At 63.8% G+C, this 22,903-nt stretch carries 17 protein-coding genes, 1 tRNA gene and 1 pseudogene; 9 read left to right on the top strand and 10 right to left on the bottom strand.

The annotated features are described in order from the left end of the window. Positions 1–59 precede the first annotated feature (59 nt). The 6 genes from LJ754_RS11735 (at position 60) to LJ754_RS11710 (ending at position 7,373) form a co-directional block, all read left to right on the top strand. Positions 60–1,955: a BCCT family transporter gene (locus tag LJ754_RS11735; protein ID WP_442860327.1), complete on the top strand. Its 1,896-nt coding sequence runs from the start codon at positions 60–62 to the stop codon at positions 1,953–1,955. Between the two features lie 187 nt (positions 1,956–2,142). After that, entirely contained in the window at positions 2,143–2,514 is a 372-nt protein-coding gene (locus LJ754_RS11730; RefSeq protein ID WP_227926717.1) for a DUF6507 family protein, read from the top strand. Next, positions 2,511–4,286, top strand: coding sequence for an alpha/beta hydrolase (locus LJ754_RS16935; RefSeq protein WP_227926716.1), 1,776 nt, complete (start codon positions 2,511–2,513; stop codon positions 4,284–4,286). Before LJ754_RS11730 ends, LJ754_RS16935 begins: the two co-directional genes overlap by 4 nt. Before the next feature lie 132 nt (positions 4,287–4,418). Continuing rightward, a complete protein-coding gene (locus tag LJ754_RS11720) occupies positions 4,419–4,919 on the top strand; it encodes a hypothetical protein (protein ID WP_227926715.1) in 501 nt (166 codons plus the stop codon). Positions 4,920–5,502: 583 nt separating this feature from the next. Then, complete coding sequence (locus LJ754_RS11715) at positions 5,503–5,694, top strand: hypothetical protein (protein ID WP_227926714.1); 192 nt, start codon at positions 5,503–5,505, stop codon at positions 5,692–5,694. 140 nt (positions 5,695–5,834) lie between these two features. Beyond that, on the top strand, positions 5,835–7,373 hold the full coding sequence (locus LJ754_RS11710; RefSeq protein WP_227926713.1) for an alpha/beta hydrolase family protein: 1,539 nt from the start codon (positions 5,835–5,837) through the stop codon (positions 7,371–7,373). 71 nt (positions 7,374–7,444) lie between these two features. On the opposite strand, the gene LJ754_RS11705 is transcribed toward LJ754_RS11710, so the two are convergent. The 5 genes from LJ754_RS11705 to LJ754_RS11685 form a co-directional block, all read right to left on the bottom strand. Beyond that, positions 7,445–8,854: a sugar porter family MFS transporter gene (locus tag LJ754_RS11705; RefSeq protein WP_227926712.1), complete on the bottom strand. Its 1,410-nt coding sequence runs from the start codon at positions 8,852–8,854 to the stop codon at positions 7,445–7,447. 83 nt (positions 8,855–8,937) lie between these two features. Beyond that, on the bottom strand, positions 8,938–9,840 hold the full coding sequence (gene sucD, locus LJ754_RS11700; RefSeq protein ID WP_227926711.1) for a succinate--CoA ligase subunit alpha: 903 nt from the start codon (positions 9,838–9,840) through the stop codon (positions 8,938–8,940). A gap of 38 nt (positions 9,841–9,878) precedes the next feature. After that, a complete protein-coding gene (gene sucC, locus LJ754_RS11695; protein WP_227913490.1) occupies positions 9,879–11,048 on the bottom strand; it encodes an ADP-forming succinate--CoA ligase subunit beta in 1,170 nt (389 codons plus the stop codon). A 201-nt stretch (positions 11,049–11,249) separates the two neighbouring features. Beyond that, complete coding sequence (gene pcrA / locus LJ754_RS11690; RefSeq protein WP_227926710.1) at positions 11,250–13,706, bottom strand: DNA helicase PcrA; 2,457 nt, start codon at positions 13,704–13,706, stop codon at positions 11,250–11,252. Positions 13,707–13,791: 85 nt separating this feature from the next. Continuing rightward, the gene (locus LJ754_RS11685) at positions 13,792–14,595 is read right to left on the bottom strand and encodes an inositol monophosphatase family protein (protein ID WP_227913492.1); all 804 of its coding nucleotides are present in this window, start codon (positions 14,593–14,595) and stop codon (positions 13,792–13,794) included. Between the two features lie 279 nt (positions 14,596–14,874). Here LJ754_RS11685 and LJ754_RS11680 point away from each other — a divergent pair, with 279 nt between their 5' ends. Beyond that, positions 14,875–15,519: a hypothetical protein gene (locus LJ754_RS11680; protein ID WP_227926709.1), complete on the top strand. Its 645-nt coding sequence runs from the start codon at positions 14,875–14,877 to the stop codon at positions 15,517–15,519. A 21-nt stretch (positions 15,520–15,540) separates the two neighbouring features. On the opposite strand, the pseudogene LJ754_RS11675 reads toward LJ754_RS11680, so the two are convergent. Next, a pseudogene (locus LJ754_RS11675) lies at positions 15,541–17,502 on the bottom strand (MMPL family transporter); the annotation flags it as partial. 74 nt (positions 17,503–17,576) lie between these two features. Here LJ754_RS11675 and LJ754_RS11670 point away from each other — a divergent pair. Both LJ754_RS11670 and LJ754_RS11665 read left to right on the top strand, forming a co-directional pair. Beyond that, complete coding sequence (locus LJ754_RS11670) at positions 17,577–18,122, top strand: MarR family winged helix-turn-helix transcriptional regulator (RefSeq protein ID WP_227926708.1); 546 nt, start codon at positions 17,577–17,579, stop codon at positions 18,120–18,122. A 33-nt stretch (positions 18,123–18,155) separates the two neighbouring features. Next, positions 18,156–18,229 (top strand) — tRNA-Arg (locus LJ754_RS11665). A gap of 41 nt (positions 18,230–18,270) precedes the next feature. Here the strand turns inward: LJ754_RS11665 and LJ754_RS11660 are convergent. The 4 genes from LJ754_RS11660 to LJ754_RS11645 all read right to left on the bottom strand — a co-directional run bounded on the left by LJ754_RS11660 (position 18,271) and on the right by LJ754_RS11645 (position 22,599). Continuing rightward, positions 18,271–19,446 (bottom strand): ElyC/SanA/YdcF family protein, encoded by a 1,176-nt coding sequence (locus tag LJ754_RS11660; protein WP_227926707.1) that lies wholly within the window; start codon positions 19,444–19,446, stop codon positions 18,271–18,273. 19 nt (positions 19,447–19,465) lie between these two features. Next, positions 19,466–20,377, bottom strand: a complete 912-nt coding sequence (locus LJ754_RS11655) for a carbohydrate ABC transporter permease (protein WP_227926706.1) — start codon at positions 20,375–20,377, stop codon at positions 19,466–19,468. Position 20,378: 1 nt separating this feature from the next. Beyond that, the gene (locus LJ754_RS11650; protein WP_227926705.1) at positions 20,379–21,299 is read right to left on the bottom strand and encodes a carbohydrate ABC transporter permease; all 921 of its coding nucleotides are present in this window, start codon (positions 21,297–21,299) and stop codon (positions 20,379–20,381) included. A gap of 64 nt (positions 21,300–21,363) precedes the next feature. Next, the gene (locus LJ754_RS11645) at positions 21,364–22,599 is read right to left on the bottom strand and encodes an extracellular solute-binding protein (RefSeq protein WP_227926704.1); all 1,236 of its coding nucleotides are present in this window, start codon (positions 22,597–22,599) and stop codon (positions 21,364–21,366) included. Positions 22,600–22,903 lie beyond the last annotated feature (304 nt).

The following is a 22,903-nucleotide window of genomic DNA, read 5'->3' as shown; positions in this document are numbered from 1 at the left end:
TGCTTGCCCGTGCCCGCCATCAGGGTCCGGGCCCTTTGCGCTGACATAAGGAAAGGCCTATGGCTACCACTGAAGGTCCCATACGCGACGCTGGAAGGAACGACGGCGATCCCGCTGAACCCGCCCGGCTCTCCATTACCGTTGACGAATCCACTACCTCCTCCATGCCTGTGGTGGAGCAGGAGCATGAACTCGTCCAGCTGATGATTGAGGGACAGCGCCAACAGGAGAAGGCGTTGAGCCGCGAGATCCCGGCCAAGCTGGACAAGGTGCTTTTTGCCGTCACAGCAGTGCTGGCCCTGGCCTTCATCGCTTGGGGCTTCTTCGGCACCGACAACCTGGCCTCGGTATCCCAGACTGCCTTGGATTGGGTGATCACCAACGCCGGCTGGTTCTTTGTCCTGCTGGCTTCCTTCCTTGTGGTGTACGTGATCTGGCTTGCCGTGGGACGCTTCGGGCGGATCCCGCTGGGCAAGGACGGCGAAGAACCCCAGTTCAAGACCGTGTCCTGGATTTCGATGATGTTCTCCGCCGGCATGGGCATCGGCCTGATGTTCTACGGCGTCGCTGAACCGCTGTTCTACTACATCTCCCCTCCCCCGGGTACCGATGATCCGCAGACCGCAGAAGCACTGCAGACGGCGATGGGAACCTCCCTGTTCCACTGGGGCCTGCACCCGTGGGCCATGTACGCCGTCGTCGGCATCGCCATGGCCTACGGAACCTACCGGCTGGGCCGGAGGCAGCTGATCTCCTCCGCGTTCACCTCGCTGTTCGGTGCCAAGCGGGTGGACGGCCCGCTGGGCAAGGTCCTGAACATCTTCGCCATCTTCGCCACCCTCTTCGGCACCGCTGCGTCCCTGGGCCTCGGCGCCCTGCAGATCGGCAGCGGCATGGAGTCGGCCGGCTTCTTCGGCACAGTGGGTACGCCCATCCTCGTAGCCATTGTTGCCATCTTGACCGGCTGCTTTGTCGCCTCTGCCGTGTCCGGGATTTCCCGCGGCATCCAGTGGCTGTCCAACATCAACATGGTCCTGGCAGTGGTGCTGGCGGCAGTCATTTTCGTGGTCGGTCCGACACTGTTCATCCTCAATGTCATCCCGGCCGCCATCGGCGACTACGCAACCAACCTCGCCCAGATGGCTTCCCGCACTGAAGTTGCCGGCGATGAATCCATGCGCGCCTGGCTCTCCAGCTGGACCATCTTCTACTGGGCCTGGTGGCTGTCCTGGACGCCCTTCGTTGGCATGTTCATTGCCCGGATCAGCCGCGGACGCACCATCCGGCAGTTCGTCACCGGCGTGCTGCTGGTGCCGTTTGTGGTCAGCGTGGTCTGGTTCTCGATCTTCGGCGGCGCCGCCATCGGCACCCAGCAGAAGGCCGCAGCCAACGGGGAGCCGGGGCTGGTGACCATGGTGGACGGTGAACCTACCATTTCCTTCGATGGGTCGCTCTTCGACCTCTTCGCCGCCCTGCCCATGCCCAACCTCGTGGCCGGCGCCGTGGGCGTACTGGCCATGATCCTGGTGGCCATCTTCTTCGTCACCGGCGCGGACTCCGCCTCGATTGTGATGGCCTCCTTGAGCTCCAACGGCGCGGAGCATCCCTCCCGCGGCGTCGTGGTTTTCTGGGGCGTCCTCACCGGCGCCGTGGCGGCGGTGATGCTGCTGGCCGGCGGCGATGAACCCTCGGAAGCCCTGGACGGTCTGCAGCGGATCACCATTGTCGCCGCCCTGCCGTTCGCCGTGGTGATGCTGCTGATGACCATCGCCCTGGCGAAGGACCTGGCCCGGGATCCGCTCTCCCTGCGGCGCCGGCTCGCCGTGTCCGTGGTGGGCCGCGCCATCCAGGCCGGCGTGGAAGAGCACGGCTCCTCCTTCGATCTGCACACCACGGAGCACGACGACGGCCCGGAGACGGGTGCCCCGGAAAACGCCCCGACGGACCGGAAGTAGCCGGGAATAGCGAAGGCAATGAGCCGGTAGGAATAAGCACCAACCAATACGGGAAGGTCCCGCACATATCTGTGCGGGACCTTCCCGTATTTTTGTCCCCTCGGGCATGGGCAGAACTGCCCATGTATTTATGCCCTGGAATTTCGTATGCTCGGCAGCACCACTTGAAATTCGGGGGAAACGAAACATGGCAATCGATATTCACGTAGCGGAGGTCCAGAGCCTGCTCGGCGATACCGGTGCGGAGTTGGAAAACCTGGAAACCGAACGGACCCGTTTATCGGAAGCTGCTTCCCGGCTGCAGGAGGCGCTCACCGGCTGTGCAGGCCTGGATACCGGGATAGCGCGGGTCCATGAGGATATCTTCCGTCCGGATCCAACCGACATCATGATTCGATGCAACAACGCGGTCCAGGGTACGGGGCAGGCGGTCTCTGCGTACCTGGCCGGCGACGACGAGATGGTCCAAAACATTCAGAATGCCCAGGCTGCCGCCGCCTCCGGTGAGTACCACACGCAAACGCAGTACGGGCTCCGCCATTCGCAGGCCGTCTCGTGAGTATCTGGGTTCTCGATGTTGACATGCGCCTGCTCCGGGACTTACCTCCGGGCGAACCTATACTCGCTGCCGCTGCGGACTTGCGGGCGTCTGCCGCAGGTTTCCAGGAAGCGATCTCTTCGATCCGGAACAAATGGTCTGCTCTGGACACGCTCTACATGGGTCCTGGGCGAGCTAAGGTGCTGCAGGCCATGGAAAGGCCCTCCCAACAAGCCCGGGACCATCAGGAAAGCGTGTCATTGGCCGCCGACGCATTGAATGAATTTGCTGCGGAACTGGTGGAGATAAATGCCGCGAGAATCGCCCTGAAACAGCAAATCGATGATGAAGAATCCCGTCTCGTACCGATTGCGACCGAGATGACTTCCGGCAATATCCCCAATTGGGACGGCGCGCACGCGATGATGGCCCAGAGGACGGCTACCTTCCAAGCAGATGTGGAGGCCCTTGAGGACAGGTACGAACGCGCGAGGGCAGCATGCCAATCGGCTCTGGACGGCATTTCCCGTGTATCCACCCCCGTCATCTCTCAGTTCGACTCACCCGGGATGGATCTGGAGACCGAGGCAGCCGAGGATCTGGCTGCTTCCTTCGCAAACGCGACCAAGCCGGACGCAAACGAGGAGGATATTGCCGCTTTCTACCGAGCGCTCGGTGAGATGGGTCCCGCGCAGGTGGCGGCGTTTGCCGCAGCCGTGCCCGCGGCCTCGCTCTTCGTAAAGGGGATGGGTGCATATCAAGAAGCCTCGTTCTGGAAGTCGCTTTCACCATCCCAACGTGCCGGTCTGGCAAAGTCCATGCCAGGTCTGACGGGAAACCTGGAGGGTGCCCCTTACAAAGTCCGAAGCGAGGCCAACCGAGACGTCCTTGAAATAGTACTGTCGCCTGCCTACGAAGCGACAGAAGAGCAACGCGAGGCCTATCGATCCATCAGCGATGCGTTGAAAGGTAGTGGAAATCCTCCTAAGCAGCTGATTTCTTTCGAACCTGACCATGATCATCCGTTAGCGGCGATAGCCGTCGGCGACTTGGATGGAGAAGTAGGAATAGACACTAATGTCACTTATGTGGTGCCAGGGATGAACAACTATTCAACAAATATGGGTTCCCTTGTTACTAATGCTGAAACGGTCCGCGACCGGCAGGTGCGAGCGGACGGGACAAGGAATCACGTGACCGTGGCCTATATAGGATATGAAACTCCGGGCGCAACTTCAGTCACTGCCGATGGCCATGCCGAGCGGGGTGCACAGGCTTTTGCCACTTCCCTAGACGGCCTGCACCTGACGTACAGCACGAACGGACTTCCTGCGCCCGAAACGAACGTGATAGCGCACTCATATGGGACTCATATGACCACCAAGGCTTTGGGCGAGACTATCTACCCGATTACTTCGGCGGTCTATGTCGGTTCGGCAGGCGTAGACAGCGATGTGTCTTCGGATCAGCTGAACATTGACCGCGGTGTTGATGGGCGGCGGGACATCTTTGTCAGCACGGCCAAAGGGGATGGACTGGCACCCGTCGGAATTTTGGTCACTGATGTTTTCGCTTTAGCAGGTGGTGATTCCGGTTCCGAGTCCAACTATCGAACTGACCCTTCAGAAGAGGACTGGGGCGGTCGATATTTCTCCTCCGAGGGTGTCAAGGTCGGGGACGAAGTGTACGTTGCCACGGAAAAACACGACTTTGATCAGTACCTGGCTGCGGATTCCAACAGTCTGCGAGGTATCGTCTATGCAACAATCGGCCAAGGACAGAAACTACCCTAAGAAAGCACAAATCATTTGAATCAATTGAGTGTTTGGGAAATGATGCCCTTCGCCAGGCGCTTGGTTGGCCTTGGACTGACCATAACTGTTCTGACCGGTGGCCTTACCGCTTGCGCTGAAAGGACTGATGATATGAAGGGTAACGTCGACAGCAGCCCTGCCTCCGTGCTGGAAACGAACCGGACCTCACGGGAGGTCTTCGATGATTTTGCCGCCGACGCCGACGCCGCGGTCCAGGCGTCCGCGGCACCCGAAGCATGGACAACCGAGGACGGCACTCCCTGGGCAGTGCATCGTGACCGGCCCCTGATGGCCGGCCCCTGCCCCTCGGTGGAATATAGCGACGGGCCGTGGCAGCTGAAACAACTGCTGCTCAGCCCCGCCACGGACGATCCGCAAGGAGACCGCGACCGGATGCGCCGTCATTTCGAAAGCCGCGGAATGACTGTGATTTCCGTCTTCGACCCCCAGCCCAATGAGCCCTCGTACGCCGAGTGGACCGTTATGGCACAGGGCAAGGACGGGTCTTGGATCGAATTTTCAGCCAATTCCAACGGGCAGGGGCTGCTGGTCTACAGCGAATGCTCCAGTCATCCGTCCATGCAGGAAGAAGTCTCCCCCACCTCCCCGTAATCTCCCGACGCGTCCACCGGACTGCCCGGTGCCCAAAGCCACGGAAACCACGACTTCGACCAGTACCTAGCTGCGGATTCCAACAGTCTGCGAGGGTATCGCCTATACAACAATCGGCCCAGGACAGAAACTACCCCCAGAAAGCACAAGTCATTTGAATCAATTGAGTGTTTGGGAAATGATCCCCTTCGCCAGGCGCCTGGTTGGCCTCGGACTGACTATGACTGTTCTGACCGGTGGTGGCCTTACCGCTTGCGCTGAAAGGACTGCTGATAGGAAGGGTAGCGTCGACTCCAGCACGGCGTCCTCCGTTCTGGAGACGAACCGGACTTCCCGAGAGATCTTCGACGGTTTCATGGCCGCGTCGGACGCAGCGATCAAGGCGACAGGGGCTACGGACGGATGGACATTCGTGAACGGGGCGCCGTGGTCGTCCACGTATGAGGAGCCCATCGTTCCGATCTTATGCCGGCCCGAGGACCGTACCGGCCCCCGGCATATGACACAACAGCTCTTAGGACCGCCTTCGGATGATCCGGGGCGTGACCGTGAGCAGATGCGCCGCTACTTCGAGGACGAGGGCATGACTATCATCGCCGAGTTCGAGCCGGAACCGGGCGATCCCCCGCAGGTCACGTGGACGGTAACTGCGGAAGGCACGGACGGGGCGGTGATCAAGTTCTGGGCTAACGAGCTGGGGCGGACCTTGAAGGTCACCAGCGAATGCTCCAGCCATCCGTCCATGCAGGAAGAAGTCTCCCCCACCTCCCCGTAATTTCCCGATGCGTCCACCGGACTGCTGCCTTATCGGGTCCAATACGCGCTCAAAGGCTTGTGGCCGTTCCTCCTTCTTCATAGTCTGCGAAAGTTACCAGACGGTAACCATTAGCCCCTCCCCACGACAATGAGGTCACCATGAGGAAACACCTGGCTATTCTGGGGGTGTCCGCCGCGCTGTTGGGCACGTCCCTGTCTGCTGCACCCGCTATCGCAGCACCGGCGCCCGCCATCCGCACCGACGTCGTCATCACCAGCTTTGACGGCACCCCCATCCACACCAACTTCTTCCCGGCCACCAATCTCGCTGCCGGGCAGCAGGCGCCTACCGTGATGGTGGGACCCGGCTTCGGCCTCCCCGGCGGACGCATCCCAACCACAACCACCAATACCCTGATCGGTTCCATCGGCATCGCTCCCCTGCGCGATGCCGGCTATAACGTTGTGACCTGGGATCCCCGCGGTTTCGGCTTCAGCGGCGGGGAGGCCTACGTCAACAATCCCGCTTACGAAGGCCGCGACGGCTCGGCGATCATCGACTTCATTGCTGCCCAGCCCGAGGCCAGCCTGGACGCCCCCGGCGATCCGGTGCTCGGCATGGCGGGCGCCTCCTACGGCGGCGGCATCCAGTTTGTCCTCGCCGCCCAGGACCAGCGGGTGGATGCCATTACCCCGACCATCGCCTGGAATGATCTGACCACCAGCCTCTACAAGGCCGGCTCCTTCAAAACCGGTTGGGGTGCGCTGCTCTGCGGGGAGGGCACAGCGCTGGGGCAGTTGGGCTCCCTGGTGGGGAACGACGGCGCCCTCTCGGCTCCCGTGCGGAAGGCCTGCCAGGAGGGCCTGACCTACCCGAACCAGCTCAGTCCGGAATCCATCGCCTACTTTGCGTCCCTGACGCCGGACGAAATGTTCACCTCGATCACCGCACCCACGCTGATCATTCAGGGCACCGCAGACACCCTGTTCACCCTCAATGAGGCCACCCGCAACTATGAACTCATCAGCAGCACCGGCACCCCCACCAAAATGCTGCAGTTCTGCGGCGGGCATGGCCTGTGCAACTCCACTGCGGGACCGGACCGGATCACTCCGGCGGTCTTGAACTGGTTTGCCAGGTATCTCCGGAATGAACCGGTGAACACCGGGGCAGCCTTTGAGTTCATCGACCAGAACGGCATCACCCGCGCCGCGCCGGGCTACCCGCAGGCCACCGGATCCCTGACAGGTACCGGGCGCGGCTCGATCCTGCTCTCCCCCGCAGCCATCAGCGGCGCCGTGATCGCCGCCGCTGTGGCGCCCGTGGCAGTGAACGTGCCGATCGTTTCCCCGGCGGTTCCGACGTCGGTCTTCGGGGCTCCGCAGCTGACCCTCACCTACCGCGGCTACGCACCGCGGGGCAACACCCACGTTTATGCCCAGATCATCGACAAATCCCGGGCATCACTTGTACTGGGCAACCAGGTGACACCCGTTCCGCTGATCCTGGACGGCACGGAACATACCCTGACGGTGCCGCTGGAAGAGGTCTCCTACACGGTGAATGCCGCCAGCCGGCTGGTGCTGCAGATTACCCCGGCCACGTCCGTGTATGCGCTACCCAAGGCGACGGCACTGACCAGCTTCACCGCTTCGGTGGCTTTGCCGACCGTTGCCGCCTACCCGGCTGTCCCCTAGGGGCCACCGGGAACAGAAACGGAAGGGACCCCGCACCGTGGTGCAGGGTCCCTTCCGTTTCCGGCGTTGGGCTACTTGGTGCCGGCAGCGCGAAGCTGGGCTTCCACCTGCTCCAGGCTCTGTCCGCGGGTTTCCGGAACAAAGCGGCGGACAAACACCAGGGCCAGCAGCCCCAGCACCACGAAGATAAAGAAGGTCTTCGAGATCCCGATGGCGTCCATCAAGATGGGGAAGGAGAAGCCGACGGCGAAGTTGGTCATCCACTGCACAAAGACGGACAGCCCAATGCCGAGGCCGCGGACCTTCAGCGGGAAGATTTCCGAGAGCATCAGCCAGGTCACCGGGGATACCGCGCCCTGCTGGAAGCCCAGGAACAGAACCGTCAGGGCCAGGATGATGTATCCGCGGGCATCACCTTCGGCAACGAAGAGCGACACCAGGCCAATCAGCAGCAGCGAGGAACCGGTGCCGATGAGGCCGGTCATCAGCATGTGCCGGCGGCGGACCCGGCCCAGCAGCCAGATACCGAAGATGGCAGCCGCAACGGAGACCACGCCGTTGGCGATATTGGCGGTCAGGGCGGCTTCGGTGCCGAACCCCGCGTCCTCCAGGATCTGGGTGCCGTAGTACATGATGGCGTTGACGCCCGTGATCTGCTGGACAATGGACAGTCCCATGCCGATCAGGAGCACCCGCAGCAACCAGGGCTCGGCGAAATCGCGCAGCGTCCCGGTCTCCGCGGAGTCCTTTTCGGCCAAGGTGCGCACTTCTTCGTGTTCCGCCTGCGCGTCTTCCTCGCTGCGGATCCGGCGCAGGGCGGCGAGGGTCTCGGCGAAGCGGCCCTTGGACGCCAGCCAGCGCGGGCTTTCCGGAACGAAGCTGATGCCGATCCACAGGGCGATGGCAGGCAGGGTGGCCACCACGAGCATCCAGCGCCACACGCCCTGGTCCTCGCCCCAGAGGTTGCCGATCACGGCATTGGCTATGAAGGCCACCAGCTGTCCGGTGACAATCATCAGCTGGTCGCGGGTAACCATCTGTCCGCGGCGCTCCGCCGGCGCCAGTTCGGCCAGAAACACGGGCACAAGCGCGGAGGCGCCGCCGACCGCCAGGCCAAGAACCACGCGGGAGCCCACCATCACGGCAATGGTGGGCGCCAAGGACGTGCCCAGCGTGCCCAGCAGGAAGACGGCGGCCAGACCCATCAGGACCCTGCGTCGGCCGAACCGGTCCGTCAGCTTGCCGGAAATGGCTCCGCCGAAGGCTGCACCGAACAGCAGGCTGGACGTAATCAGGCCCTCGGTGACCGGAGTCAGGCCGAGATCGTCCTGCATGTACGGCAGTGCACCGTTGATAACGCCGGTGTCGTAGCCGAAGAGGAATCCGCCAAGGGTAACAATCCAGGACGCACGCCGGAGCGCCCGCCGGTGCGGTGTTGCTTTCGCGGGCTTGGTGGAGCCGTTTGATACTGAGGTGGACATGTCTAACTTTCTTACCGGATCAGTACGCACAAAAACCCCCGTCCTGCGGAAAAATCCGCAGGACGGGGGCATGCGCGGTGGAACTAGAGGGCTGCGTAAACTTCGCGCAGCAGGGTGGCGGTCTCGGACGGCGTCTTGCCGACCTTCACGCCGGCAGCCTCGAGGGCTTCTTTCTTGGCCTGGGCGGTTCCAGCGGAACCGGAGACAATGGCGCCTGCGTGGCCCATGGTCTTGCCTTCGGGAGCCGTGAAACCTGCCACGTAGCCGACAACCGGCTTCGTGACGTTGGCCTTGATGAACTCTGCGGCACGTTCCTCGGCGTCGCCGCCGATTTCACCGATCATTACGATGGCCTTGGTCTCGGGATCCGCTTCAAACGCAGCCAGGGCGTCGATGTGAGTGGTGCCGATAACCGGGTCGCCGCCGATGCCAATGGCCGTGGAGAAGCCAAGGTCGCGCAGTTCGTACATCATCTGGTAGGTCAGGGTGCCGGACTTGGAGACCAAGCCGATCGGGCCCTTGCCGGTGATGTTGTTGGGGGTGATGCCAACCAGAGCTTCGCCGGGCGTGATGATGCCGGGGCAGTTCGGGCCGATGATGCGCGTGACCTGGTTGCCGTCAGCATCCACCTTGGACTGGGCGTGGGCCCAGAACTCGGCGGAGTCCTGCACGGGAACACCTTCGGTGATGACGACGACGAGGCCGATGCCGGCGTCGATCGCTTCCATGACGGCGTCCTTGGTGAAGGCCGGCGGCACGAAGACGATGGAGACGTCTGCGTTGGTCTTGTCCATGGCCTCAGTCACGGTGCCGAAAACGGGCAGTTCCACGTCACCGTGGGTAACCGTGGTGCCGGCCTTGCGGGCGTTAACGCCGCCGACAACCTGGGTTCCGGCCTTGAGCATCAGGGCGGTGTGCTTGGTGCCTTCGCCGCCGGTGATGCCCTGAACGATGACCTTGGAGTCCTTGTTCAAAAAGATAGACATAAGGGGATTCTCTTTCTAAAGGTTCGACAGGCTCTTGGTCAGCGAGCGGCGTAAGCGAGCTCGGCAGCCTTGTCGGCGCCTTCGTCCATGGTGGTGGCCAGGGTGACCAGCGGGTGGTTGGCCTCGGCAAGGATGCGGCGGCCTTCTTCGACGTTGTTGCCGTCCAGACGGACAACCAGCGGCTTGTTGGCTTCGTCTCCGAGGATTTCCAGGGCCTTGACGATGCCGTTGGCGACGGCGTCACAGGCGGTGATGCCGCCGAAGACGTTCACGAACACGGACCGGACCTGCTCGTCATTCAGGATGACGTCCAGGCCGGCGGCCATGACGGATGCCGAGGCTCCGCCGCCGATGTCCAGGAAGTTGGCCGGCTTCACGTTGCCGTGCTTTTCACCGGCGTAGGCGACGACGTCGAGCGTGGACATGACAAGACCGGCGCCGTTGCCGATGATGCCCACCTGGCCGTCAAGCTTGACGTAGTTCAGGTCATTGGCCTTGGCCTTGGCCTCGAGGGGATCCGCGGCGTCCTTGTCTTCCAGGGCGGCGTGTCCGGCCTGGCGGAAGTCGGCGTTCTCATCCAGGGAGACCTTGCCGTCGAGGGCGAGGATCTGTCCGTCGCCGGTCTTCACCAGCGGGTTGACCTCAACGAGGGTGGCGTCTTCCTTGGTGAAGACGTCCCACAGCTTGAGGATGGCGTTGACTACGCCTTCGCGCAGCTCGGGGGCGAACCCGGCGGCGTCGACGATCTCTTCGGCCTTGGCGGTGTCGATGCCGACGGCGGGATCAACAGCTACGCGGGCCAGGGCGTCGGGACGCTCCACTGCCAGCTGCTCGATCTCCATGCCGCCTTCGACCGAGCACATGGCCAGGTAGTTGCGGTTTGCGCGGTCCAGCAGGACCGAGAAGTAGAATTCCTCGGCAATGTCGGCACCCTGGGCGATCATCACCGTGTGAACGGTGTGGCCCTTGATGTCCATGCCCAGGATGTTGGATGCGTGCTCGAAAGCTTCATCGGCGGTCTTCGCGACCTTTACGCCGCCGGCCTTGCCGCGGCCACCAACCTTGACCTGTGCCTTGACGACGACAACGCCGCCGATCTTCTCAGCAGCAGCTTTGGCTTCTTCAGGAGTGTGCGCCACGATTCCGGCGAGCACGGGTACACCGTGCGCCTCAAACATATCGCGCGCCTGATATTCAAACAGGTCCACGGGCTAGTGTCCTTCTACGTCGAAGTAGGTTTACATTCGATCTGACGATCGCAGAGCAGATGCTTCCAGCCGGTCTGCTCCATTGGGAACTTTAGTACCTCGGCGCTTGGCGCCGATCACAGACTACCTCTTTAGTGATGAAGGACACACTTCTATCGCTTGTAGAAATCGGCCGGTCTGCGTTATGAAGAACGGCGCGTTTCAGGACTCCTTCGTCAGCGGCGCATAGCGCAGCAGCAGGCGCTTTTCCCCGATGTCGAACTTCACCTTTGCCACTGTTTTGTCCCCCGCACCTTCCACGGCCAGCACGGTGCCGTGCCCGAAGGACGTGTGGTTGACCTTGTCCCCGGCTGCCACGGAGATGACTTCCTTTTGCGGCTGCACGCGGCCCATGGCCTTGGCCACCGGCGCATTGGCGGTGCTGCCGCCGGTTCCCAGCGGTGTACCGGCGCCCCAGGAGGACCCGGAGTAGCGGCTGGACGTGATGCTTCCGCCGCCGCCGCCGCCCCAGGCCGGCCGCTCCATTCCTTCGCGCTTCCAGTCGATCAGGTCCGCCGGGACCTCGCTCACGAACTGGCTGGCCGGGTTGTACTGGCTCTGTCCCCACATGCTGCGAACCTCGGACCTGGTCAGGTACAGCCGCTGCCGTGCCCGGGTCAGCCCCACGTAGGCCAGCCGCCGCTCCTCTGCCAGTTCGGCCGGGTCTGTGGCCGAGCGCTGGTGCGGGAACAGTCCCTGCTCCATACCGGTCAGGAACACCACCGGGAACTCCAGGCCCTTGGCGGTGTGCAGGGTCATCAGGGTCACCACGCCCTGCCGGCGGGATTCCTCCACGGCTGCCGCAACTTCCTCCGCGGAGCCTTCCGGCGCGTCGGGAATGGAATCGGCGTCCGCCACCAAAGAGACCTGCTCCAGGAACTCGCCCAGGGACCCTTCGGGGTTGTCCCGCTCGTACTCGCGCACCACGGCCACGAGTTCGGCAAGGTTCTCGACCCGAGACTCGTCCTGCGGGTCGTTGCTGGAGCGCAGCTGGGCCAGGTAGCCGGTCTGTTCCAGTACTGCTTCCAGGGCTGCGGCGGCACCCGAGCCGGAGGCTACCTCCGAGAGGTCATCGATCAGTTTCACGAAGCCGTTGATCGAGTTCAGCGACCGGGTGGCCAGGCCCGGCGCCTCGGCGGCACGGCGCAGTGCGGCCATAAAGGAAATCCGTTCCCGTTCGGCCAGGGCCGCCACGGAGTATTCCGCGCGGTCGCCGATGCCGCGCTTGGGTTCGTTGAGGATCCGGCGCAGGTTCACGACGTCGTCGGAGTTCACCAGGACGCGCAGGTAGGCCAGCGCATCCTTGATTTCCTTGCGTTCGTAGAACCGGGTGCCACCCACCACTTTGTAGGGCAGCCCCACGCGGACCAGCACGTCTTCGAGGGAACGGGACTGCGCGTTGGTCCGGTAGAACACCGCGACGTCGCCGGGGCGCAGGTTTTCCTCGTCCTGCAGCCGGTCAATCTCCTCGGCAATGAACCGGGCTTCCTCGTGTTCGTTCTCGCCCACGTAGCCGATGATCTTCTCGCCGTCGCCCTCAGCGGTCCAGAGCCGTTTCTCCGGCCGGTTGGGGTTGCGGGAAATCACCGCGTTGGCCGCATTGAGGATGGTTTGGGTGGAGCGGTAGTTCTGCTCCAGCAGGATGGTCCGTGCTGCGGGGTAATCCTTCTCGAAATCGTTGATGTTCCGCACGTCGGCGCCGCGGAATGCGTAGATGGACTGGTCGGAGTCGCCCACCACGGTCAGTTCCGCCGGCGGAACGTCAAGGGCGTCGTCGTCGCTGCCCACCAGTTCGCGGACCAGCGCGTACTGGGCGTGGTTGGTGTCCTGGTACTCGTCCACCAGGATGTGCCGGAACCGCCGGCGGTAGTATTCGGCCACGCCAGGGAAGGCCCGGAACATAAACACCGTCTGGGCAATCAGGTCATCAAAGTCCATGGCGTTGGCCTGGCGCATCCGCTGCGCGTAGCCCTTGTAGACCTCGGCCACAGCGGATTCGAACGGGTCGGAGTAATTCGCCGATTCGGCGTAGGACTCTTCGTCCACCAGTTCGTTCTTCAGCGCAGAGATCTTGTTCATGATGGACTTGGGGGTGAACCGCTTGGGGTCCAGGTCCAGGCCCTTGGCCACCAAGGTGATCAGGCGCAGCGAGTCCGCCGAGTCGTAGATGGAGAAGTTGGAGTTCATCCCCACCGTTTTGGCCTCGCGGCGCAGGATCCGCACGCAGGAGGAGTGGAAGGTGGAGATCCACATGGTCTTGGCGACGCCGCCCACCAGGTTCTCGATCCGCTCGCGCATTTCCGCGGCGGCCTTGTTGGTGAACGTAATGGCCAGGATCTGGCCGGGGTTCGAGCGGCCGGTGGCCAGGAGATAGGCGATGCGGTGGCTGAGGACCCGGGTTTTGCCCGATCCGGCGCCGGCCACAATCAGCAGGGGCGACCCGGCGTGTTTCACCGCTTCTTCCTGCTGCGGGTTCAGGCCCTGCAGCAGGTCCGCGGCACGGCTTTCGTCCGCATAGGAGGATCTCCGCCGGGTGTGTTCGGCCTGCGGTGCCTGCGCGGCAGGCTCCGGAGCGTTTTTGCGGGGTGCGGGAAAGAGTGGATCAAAGAGGTAGTCCATGATGGCTTTAAGTCTAGGCGCTGCGGCTGACAATCCGGTGAGCACCGCCTGCGGTCCGGTCCACGCCCGGACCACGGGCAGCCGGTCAGGCGGAGGTCAGGGCTTCGTGGATCTCCCGCACGGCGCCGGCGGAACCGGCAATGTGCCAGCGGAACCCGTTTACTTCGACGACGGCGGTGCTGCCGCCGGCAGCCAGCACAATGGCTTTGCCGGGCAGCCAGTCCCATTCCGGGCAGCTGTGCTGGAACCAGGCCCCGGGCTGGCCGGAAGCCACCCGGCCCAGGTCGCAGGAGCCCGAGCCCATCATCCTCAGGGTTGCTGCGCGCGACGCCGCTGCCGTCCACGGGCCCACCACTTCCGGGCGCTGCAGCCAGGTGGGGTGCAGGTAGGTGCCGGCGCATAGCCGGTTCAGCGGTTCGTCGGCCGGCGCACCGATCGGCTCGCCGTTGAGGGTGGCCGGGCGGCCCTTGCCGCCAACCCACAGCAGGTCTTCCTGCGGCTGGTAGATGGCGCCGAGCAGCACGTCGGGGTCACCCGGCAGTTCGTGCGGGCCCGGCTCGGACCGCAGTGCAATGGCCGAGCACCAGTAGGTGGACCCGGTGAAGAAGTTGTAGGTCCCGTCCACGGGGTCGATGACCCAGGACCGGCCGGAGGTGCCGTTGTGGCTGGCACCCTCCTCCCCCACGATGCCGTCGTCCGGACGCAGTTCCCGCAGCCGGCGCACCACCAGCGCCTCCGCCTCGCGGTCCGCGGCGGTGACGACGTCGGACACCGAGGTTTTCTGGCTGGCGGTCAGCCCCTCGGCACGCATCTGCAGGGCAAGCTGCCCGGCTTCGCGCACCAGGTCGGCGGCCAGTTGGAAGTCCTCGGGCAGGGCATTCTCACTCATGCCTCCCAGCGTAGCCGCCCGTCTCCGCCCCGGACAGGCGCAGGTCAGGAGGGGGCATTTGGGCGGGGTGCAGGTGGGCGGTGTGCGGGGGCGCGGGGGCGCGGGTGTACAGCTAATGCGGCTTGGAGGGCTGGCAGGCCGCATCAGCTGTACATAAGGCACCAGGCAGGCCGCATCAGCTGTACGGAAGGCGACGGTGAAGGACCCCCAAACCTGCAGCGCCCGGTCCCCGCGGCGCTGCAGGCCGGGCCTCCCCGGCAGTGCGGCCATACTGTACGTATGGGAAAATCAGCAGCACAGCGCGCCGCAAAACACGGACCTCAGGCCGGCCTGCCGCGGCCCGGCACCCCCGGAGCCCCTGCCGGTCCGGGAACCCCGGGACCGCAGGGCAAGTCCAGCCCCGGCCTGGTGGTCATTGCGGGCGTGGTGACCACGCTCTTCCTCTTCTGGTACCTGCATCTGCTGGTCCTGGGCCAGCTGACCCAGCTCGCCGACGGGTTGGCCATGCCGGATTCGATGGTCTTCGGATACGGCGAAGACCATCTGGCCGCGCTGCGTGCGGCCATGGACGCCGATGCCCTGGGCCAGCTCAGCTATGTGCACAAGACTGCCGGGGTGCTTTTCCCGCTGATCTTCGGCCTGACCTGGCTGCTGATAATCGGGCTGAACACCCAGCGCCGGACGCTGCGCTGGGTGCTCTTCAGTGCGCCGATCCTCTTTGTGGTCGCGGACCTGTGGGAGAACATCGCCATTGACAATGCCCTTGGCGCAGCCGAACTATCGGGAGGCGACGCCGCCCTGGCGTGCACGCTGACCGTCGCCCGCTGGATCCTGCTGGCCCTCAGCCTTGCGGCGTCCGTGGTTGCCGTCTTCACGCGACGGGTGGGACGGCCACCAGAACCGCTCGCCAAGGATGAAGGTTAGGGCCGGTACCACCACGGTCCGCACCAGCAGGGTGTCGAACAGGACACCGACGGCCACGATGATGCCCACCTGCGTCAGGGTCACCAGCGGAAGCACTCCCAGCACGGCGAACACAGCGGCCAGCAGGATACCGGCGCTGGTGATGACGCCGCCGGTGGAGCGCAGTGCCGCCAGCATGCCCTGCTTTGTTCCCATGGTGACCGCGTTTTCACGGGCCCGGGTGGTCAGGAAGATGTTGTAGTCCACACCCAGCGCCACCAGGAACAGGAAGGAATACAGCAGGGTCTGCACGTCCATGGCCGGGAAGTCCAGCACATTCTCGAAGACCAGCCAGCTCAGCCCGGTGGCGGCCAGGAAGGTCAGCAGCACCGAGGCCACCAGCAGCAACGGTGCTACCAGGGAGCGCAGCAGGATGGTGAGGACCAGGAAGACCAAGGCAATCACGGTGGTTCCCACCAGGACGGTGTCGTGCTGGTTGGCGGCGAGCTGGTCCACGCGTTCGGCGGCTTCACCGCCCACCAGGGCGCCGTAGTCCTCCCCGGCCAGGTCCGCGCGCAGGTCCGTGATGAAGGTGTTCGCCTCGTCGGTGCCTGCCTCGTAGCCGGTGATCAGTTCAATCCGGGTCTTGCCGTCATGCTCGGTGCCCGCCGTGGCCGCGGTAACGCCCTCGACGTCCTGCAGCTGTGAAACGGCGGCGTCGGCCGCGGCGGTGTCCACCAGGACGGTGACCGGCGAGGAGGAACCTGCCGGGAAGCCTTCAGCGAGCGTCTCGGCGGCTGTGACGGCCTGCGGCTTTTCGCGGAACTGTTCGTTCTCGCTGAGGCCAATCTGCAGGCTGAACAGGGCGCTGCCCAGGGCCAGCAGGACGACGACGGCGATGCCGGCAATGGTCTTGGGGCGGCGTGCGGTGGCCTCACCCAGCCGGCCCCAGAACTTGCCTTCCTTGGCCGGGTCCCCCACCTTGGGCACAAACGGCCAGAACAGTTTGCGGCCCAGCAGCACCAGCGCCACCGGCAGGAGGAACAGGGCGCTGAAGATTGCCAGCACAATGCCGATGGCGGCGGAGAAACCCAGGCCCCGGTAGCTGGCGGTGTCAGCGAACAGCAGGGTCAGCAGCGCCAGGATCACGGTGCCGCCGGAGGCAATAATGGCCCCGCGGGTGCGGGTCAGGGCCTTGGCCATGGCTTCGTACACCGAGCTGTGGGCGCGCAGTTCCTCCCGGTAGCGGGCAATCAGCAGCAGCGCGTAGTTCGTGGCGGCACCGAAGACCAGCACGCTGGTGATGCCGACCGCGGACGGGTCCACGGTAATACCGGTGGCCGGGGCCAGCAGGTCCACCACCTTGGCGGCGAGCTGTTCAATGGCACCCACAATGGCCAGCGGCACAATCCACAGCCACGGCGAACGGTAGGTGATCAGCAGCAGCACGGCAACGACGCCGGCGGTGACGGTCAGCAGCACGAAGTTTGCCCCGGAGAACACTCCGGCCAGGTCCGCACTGAATGCGGCTCCGCCGGTCAGCTCCGCTTTGACCCCCTCAGGGGCTGCATCGGAAACGGCGCTGCGCAGGGCCTCCACTTCCGCGGAGACGGCGTCGCCGTCGTCGGCCGCGGCCTGCAGTGTCAGCGGCACGATCGCCACCAGCTTGTTTTCCGAAACCACAGGCGGAACCTGCGGCGGCGGGCCGGAGGCCCCTGCTTCGGTGGCCGCGGCATTGATCCCGGCAATGGCTGCAGTATCGGCATCGGTCAGCGGACCGCCGTCTTCCCGGGAGATGACCACGATGGCGGAGGATTCCTGTGCGTCCGGGAATTCCTCAAGCAGCTCCGCAACCTGGGTGGACTGGTACTTGTCGTCCAGGCCGCCCACCCCCGTGGTGTCGTTTTCCTCGACTGGCAGGGCAAAAAGGCCAATGATGACGGCCACCCCGATCAGCAGAGTGACCCACGCCGTCTTGGCGTTCTTCACTATCCCTGCGTACATGTGCTTCTCCCGTGACGTAAGTATCTCCATTCGAAAGTATCTCAGATATGGAGATACTTCAATTCCAAGTTAGTATGGATCTTGTGGAAGACCAGGAACTGAGGCGCGACATCGTCGACGCAATCCGCGGCATGAGCGTGGACGGGCAGCGTGTGGCGGATGCCTTTGCGCACACCCACGGACTCAACGCCACGGACATGCGGGCCCTGGTGCTCATCATGGAGGCGGAAATCCGCCACGAGGCGCTGACCGCCGGGCAGCTGAGCGCCCGGCTGGGCACGTCCTCGGGTGCCACCACCGCGGTGATCGACCGGCTTGAACGCATCGGCCACATCCACCGCAACCGCACCCACTCGGACCGGCGGAAAGTCACCCTGCACTTTGAACCGCTGGCCATGGAGCTGGCCGGAGCATACTTCGGCCCACTGGGTGCCATGAATGACGAAGTGATGTCCCGCTACACGGACCAGGAGCTGCGCACCATACTCGGCTTTATGCAGTCCATCCGCGAGAGCTATTCGCGGTACCTGGCCCGGCTGGCGCCCGACGGCAGCCAGGCAGCCGGGCCCGACGGCGCCGCACCGGAAACGCTGCAAACGGGCCGCGGGAGAAACGGGTAAGCTGATATCGCCCGCCGGGAAGCCCGGCGGTCCGCCTCCGTAGCTCAGTAGGATAGAGCGGCCCTCTCCTAAAGGGCAGGTCGTCGGTTCGATTCCGGCCGGGGGCACTTTCTGTTTTAAGGCCCCTGCCTGCGTTCACCCGAACCGGCTAGCGCTGCAGCCCGGGGAAGGCCCAGATTCCCGAGGAACGCATCAGGTCCCGCATAATGACCATTTCTTCGTCCGGGCCCATAACGGACGCCTCTTCGGCGGTGGGGTAGTCGAGGTAGACGGCGTTGCCGATGTCGCGGTGCTTGCTGCCGGACAGATGGGCCAGCAGTTTCTCGGTCTCCCCGAAGACCACCAGGGCACGCCGCATGTGGCTGGCGCTGCTGATGAGCGTCATGCTTTCCACGCCGGCGTCCTGCGCCCGTTCAAGGGAGAACAGTGCGTTCTCCACCGTGTCCGTTGCCAGGCCCTCCTCGATGATCCGGTCCTCCGCCACGCCGTTCTCCGTCAGCCAGCGGGCCATCGCCTCCGACTCCGTGATGCCGCCCTTGGGAACGCCGCCGGTCACGATCAGCAGGGAATCGGGATACTTGTCCGCTGCCGCCTTCGCTACTTTGAGCCGTTCAATCAGTGTTTCTTCCATTTCACCCGTGTCCGAAAGTGCATAGCCGAGGACAACGAAGGCATGGTGCTCAGCGGGCAGTCCGTCCGGGACCTTTGTGTTAAAGGGAACGGCGGCGACGTCGTCGACAGTCTGGATCCGCGCCTCAAACTCCGCGGCACGTTCAGGTTCCAGCCGCCGCAGCTCTTCCATCCCGGCTGTGTAGGCCGCGGTGTCACCGGTCACCTTTGAGTACACGGTGTGCATAAGCCGGGCATTGAAGTTTTTCGGATCCAGGGCGAGGATGCCGGCGTAGGTGTCCATGGCCTCCGGAAGCTTCTTCTGCAGCACCTGTGCCGAGGCCAGTGAATACCTCAGGTCCACGTCCCACGGGTCCATTTCCACCGCCTGCGCAAATGCCTGCGCCACCACGTCGTAATCCCCGTGCAGGGTGATGCCTTGGAAGATTTCCTCTTCGGCCTGCAACAGGTCGCCGCCGTACCAGTAGTAGTGCATCGCGATGGCTTCCAGGGCGTCGATGCGCTCGCCTGTGGGGGCGTTGTTGCGGACCGCGCTGAACAGTGACTCGAGCGACTCCCCCTCCCCGCCGGCGTCGGCCCCCGGAGAGGACACACCCGGGGAGGCCGTGGCCGAAGCAGTGGCGCCGGCCGGACCGGAACAGGCCGAAAGCGCAACGACCGAGGCGAGCAGGACGCCCGCAGCGAGTTTCATCATGTCCGCTCCTATGGATTGCTTACTTCACGGCACCCGCGGTAAGTCCGCCGATGAGGCGCTTTTCGATGACGGCAAAGAGAATAATCACCGGCACAATGGCGACGATTGACACGCCGAAAACGTACTGCCAGCTGGTGGCGTATTGGCCGATGAACTTAGTCAGCGCCACGGACAGGGGCTGGTTCTCCGCCGTGGACATAATCACGAGGCTCGCCGCGAACTCGTTCCAGGACGCCACAAAAGTGAAAATCACCGCTGTCACAATCCCCGGCCAGACCAGCGGCAGGTTGATCCGCATCAGCACTTTGAGCCGTCCGGCGCCGTCGATCTGTGCCGCTTCGTCAATCTCCTGCGGAATGGCGGCAAAGAAGCTGTGCATGATCCATAGCGCGAAGGAGAGGTTGAAGGCCGCGTTAATCAGGATCATGGCCACCCATGTGTCGTTCAGGTCCAGCCACAGCATCTGCCGGAACAGTCCGGCCGTGAGGACCGCCGGCTGGAGCATCTGGGTCACAATCACCAGGAACAGGAAGACCAGCCGGCCCGGGAACCGGAACCTTGCGGTGTAATACGCGGCCGGGGTGGCCACCAGCAGCACCAGCAGCGTGGCTAGGACCGCAATGATGATGGTGGACAGCAGGTTGTAGGTGAGCGGGGTTTCCGGAGTGGACCACATGGACTGGTAGTTGCCGAACTGCAGCCCGTCCCCGGGCAGGTACTCGGGGGGAACCGAAAGGATTTCCGACCTGGTTTTCAGTGACCCCACCAGCATGATGAGGTACGGGGTGAGGAAAACCAGGGCAATCAGGGCACCGATGACCGTGCGCGCCCACATCCGCCGGGCACTGACATTGTCGGCGCCGTAGCGCCGCTTCCGGAGTGCCGCAGCGGGCACGGAACCTGCCGGGGGCGCAGGGGCAGTGACGGCCATGTCAGGCCTCCTTCATGGGTCGAACGATCTTCACGTAGGCGGCCACTATCACCAGCACGACGGCGAAATTGACGACGCTGAGCGCACTGGCCACATCCAGGCGCCGGTCGAACTGCAGGACCTTGAAGATGTACGTCATCAGGGTGTCGGCGCTGTAGCCCGGAATGGACCCGGTCATGATCCTCAGGATGGGCAGGTTGTTGAACACGTTGATGATGTTGATCAGCACCGCCACCGCCAGGGCGCCGCGCAACTGGGGAAGCACCACGCTGAAGTAGGTGCGCACCGGTCCGGCACCGTCCATCTTGGCCGCTTCCAGCGCGTCCCCCGGCACGGCCTGCAGGCCGGCCAGCAGCGTGTAGGTGGTAAAGGGGATGGATACAAACACACCCACCACAATGGCGGCGGCGAGCGCCGTGGCCGTGTTCTTGGTGAACCCGTAGGAGGCATCCATCAGCCCCACGTCCACCAGGAACTTGTTAATGATGCCGTAGTCGCGGTCCAGGCCGTAGTAGAACACGGTGGTAGTCATGACCACGCTGGCCGCCCACGGGACCACCACTGCCATCCGCACAAAGGTGCGTCCTGGAAACGGCTTGTTCAGGAAGTTCGCCAGGGCCAGTGAAATGGCCACGGTCAAGGTGACCACCACCACCACCCAGACCACTGTGTTAAGCAGGATCCGCGGCAGGTTGGGGTCCTCGAAGACGGTGAGGAAGTTCGCCGCTCCCACACCCTCCACATTGGTGCCGGCCTGGCTGATACGCCGGGTGGAGCTGTAGATCATGTAGCCGGCGGGGAATATAACAATGCCGAAGATCAGCAGCAGGACCGGACCGATCCAGGGCAGCGCGGCCCACACGCTTTCATTGCTGCCCCGCCGCTTGCCGGTACGCAGGCGTACCTGCCGAAGTGTGCTCATGGAGTTCAACCTGTTCTGGGACTGGTGGGGCCGCCGCCTGCGCCGGGCAGCGGCCCCGGGCGGATCAGGCTGCGTCAGCCTTGGACTGGATCTGCTCCAGGACTGCCTTGGGCTCCTGGTCTTCAAGCTGGCCCATCAGCGACTTGAAGGCGCCGTCCGTGGTGTTCCAGGCCGGGTTGGTAGTGGGGTAGAACTTGGCGCTGGGGAGCATGTCCAGGAAGGTCGACAGGTCCTCATCCGAGGCCATCGCCTCGGAGCCGCTCTTGGTAGTCGGCAGGAACCCTTCGGTCTGGACCCAGTCCACGTAGTTGTCCTCGGCGTAGAAGAAGTCCATGAATGCGGTGATGGCTTCCTGCTTATCCTCGTCGTTCTTGAAGGCCATCAGCCGGTCCGCTACGCCCAAGGTGGAGGGCTCGCCGGTGCGGGTGGGAACACTGGCTATGCCGTAGTTCAGGTCCGGGTTGTCCTCGGCAATCTGGCCTACTGTCTGGGGCAGGGCGTAGACCATGCCGATCTTGCCCTGTGCGAACACGTTGATCATGGGGGTACGCTGCGTGGCTCCCGGATCCGGCTGGGTCACGCCTCCGGCAATCATTTTCTTCATGAATTCGGCGGCCTCGAGGTTCTCCGGGGTGTCCACGGCTATGGCGGATTCGTCGCCGAAATCTCCGCCGTTGCCGGAAAACCAAATCAGGCTTTCACCCTGTGCTTCCTCGGAGCCCAGCGGCATGCCGTAGCCGGGGGTCCCGGTAGCCGAGATTTTCTGCGCAGCTGCATACAGTTCATCCCAGGTGGTCGGAGGCTCTGCCACACCCGCAGCCTGGAACAGGTCCTTGTTGTAGAAAAGGGCGCGCACCGAGGCAATGAGCGGGAATCCGTACTGCGTGCCGTCCAGCGTCTCATTGGCCGCAAACGAGTCCTGGAAGTCGCTGATGGTTTCGTCGGACGCCACGTCCTCTGCCGGGTAGAGCAGTCCCTCATCGGCAAAAGCCGAAAACGCTCCGCCGTTGTAGATGTCCGGAGCTTCGCCGGACTGGATCTTGGTCTGCAGCACCGATTCGAGGTTTTCCCACGACTCAACCTGCAGGTTGACCGTGATCCCTTCATTGGCGGCTTCAAAATCCTCGATGACGCCCTCCCACAGCGCCTTGGTGCCGTCCGAGTAGCTCGGCACCAGCAGGTCGATGGAACTTGCGCCGCCGTCACCGTCGGAACCGCTGCCCCCGAAACCGCAGGAGGAAACGGCCAGTGCTCCGGAGGCTGCCAGCGCCACCAGGCCAATTCGAAGTGTGCTCTTCATTGGGTCCTCTTTCAATTGGTTCCCGCCCGGTGCCGAGGGTGCCGAGGGCGGGGAACTGGATAGTAGCGGCCGCATTCCGCGGCGGGGAGGAACGTGCTGGGGAAGGTAATGCTGAAGTAGGTGTGATGGAAGTTGATAAGTATGCCGGACTATCAATCAGGCTCCGTCAGCCTGTTGCAGGAAATAATTGCCCTCTCCGGGCGCGCAGTCAACCCCTTCTGCGGGATATTTACTGCTCGAGTTGCCCCTGTCCCGCGGTTGCAGGGCCAACTTGGGCCTCCAGCGGGGGCGAAGTGCATGATTT

It is taken from the genome of Arthrobacter sp. zg-Y40 (assembly GCF_020731535.1).
Taxonomy (GTDB): Bacteria; Actinomycetota; Actinomycetes; order Actinomycetales; family Micrococcaceae; genus Arthrobacter_B.
This window is presented reverse-complemented; position numbering and strand designations above follow the sequence as displayed.

Excerpts from the sequence above, each read along its gene's own strand:
- LJ754_RS11735 (WP_442860327.1), top strand. The coding sequence starts at position 60 with ATGGCTACCACTGAAGGTCCCATACGCGACGCTGGAAGGAACGACGGC.
- LJ754_RS11710 (WP_227926713.1), top strand. The coding sequence starts at position 5,835 with ATGAGGAAACACCTGGCTATTCTGGGGGTGTCCGCCGCGCTGTTGGGC.
- LJ754_RS11655 (WP_227926706.1), bottom strand. The coding sequence starts at position 20,377 with ATGGCCGTCACTGCCCCTGCGCCCCCGGCAGGTTCCGTGCCCGCTGCG.
- LJ754_RS11680 (WP_227926709.1), top strand. The coding sequence starts at position 14,875 with ATGGGAAAATCAGCAGCACAGCGCGCCGCAAAACACGGACCTCAGGCC.
- pcrA (WP_227926710.1), bottom strand. The coding sequence starts at position 13,706 with ATGGACTACCTCTTTGATCCACTCTTTCCCGCACCCCGCAAAAACGCT.
- LJ754_RS11730 (WP_227926717.1), top strand. The coding sequence starts at position 2,143 with ATGGCAATCGATATTCACGTAGCGGAGGTCCAGAGCCTGCTCGGCGAT.
- sucD (WP_227926711.1), bottom strand. The coding sequence starts at position 9,840 with ATGTCTATCTTTTTGAACAAGGACTCCAAGGTCATCGTTCAGGGCATC.
- LJ754_RS11645 (WP_227926704.1), bottom strand. The coding sequence starts at position 22,599 with ATGAAGAGCACACTTCGAATTGGCCTGGTGGCGCTGGCAGCCTCCGGA.
- LJ754_RS11660 (WP_227926707.1), bottom strand. The coding sequence starts at position 19,446 with ATGATGAAACTCGCTGCGGGCGTCCTGCTCGCCTCGGTCGTTGCGCTT.
- LJ754_RS11715 (WP_227926714.1), top strand. The coding sequence starts at position 5,503 with ATGACTATCATCGCCGAGTTCGAGCCGGAACCGGGCGATCCCCCGCAG.
- LJ754_RS11720 (WP_227926715.1), top strand. The coding sequence starts at position 4,419 with ATGAAGGGTAACGTCGACAGCAGCCCTGCCTCCGTGCTGGAAACGAAC.
- LJ754_RS11705 (WP_227926712.1), bottom strand. The coding sequence starts at position 8,854 with ATGTCCACCTCAGTATCAAACGGCTCCACCAAGCCCGCGAAAGCAACA.
- LJ754_RS11685 (WP_227913492.1), bottom strand. The coding sequence starts at position 14,595 with ATGAGTGAGAATGCCCTGCCCGAGGACTTCCAACTGGCCGCCGACCTG.
- LJ754_RS11650 (WP_227926705.1), bottom strand. The coding sequence starts at position 21,299 with ATGAGCACACTTCGGCAGGTACGCCTGCGTACCGGCAAGCGGCGGGGC.
- LJ754_RS11670 (WP_227926708.1), top strand. The coding sequence starts at position 17,577 with ATGGATCTTGTGGAAGACCAGGAACTGAGGCGCGACATCGTCGACGCA.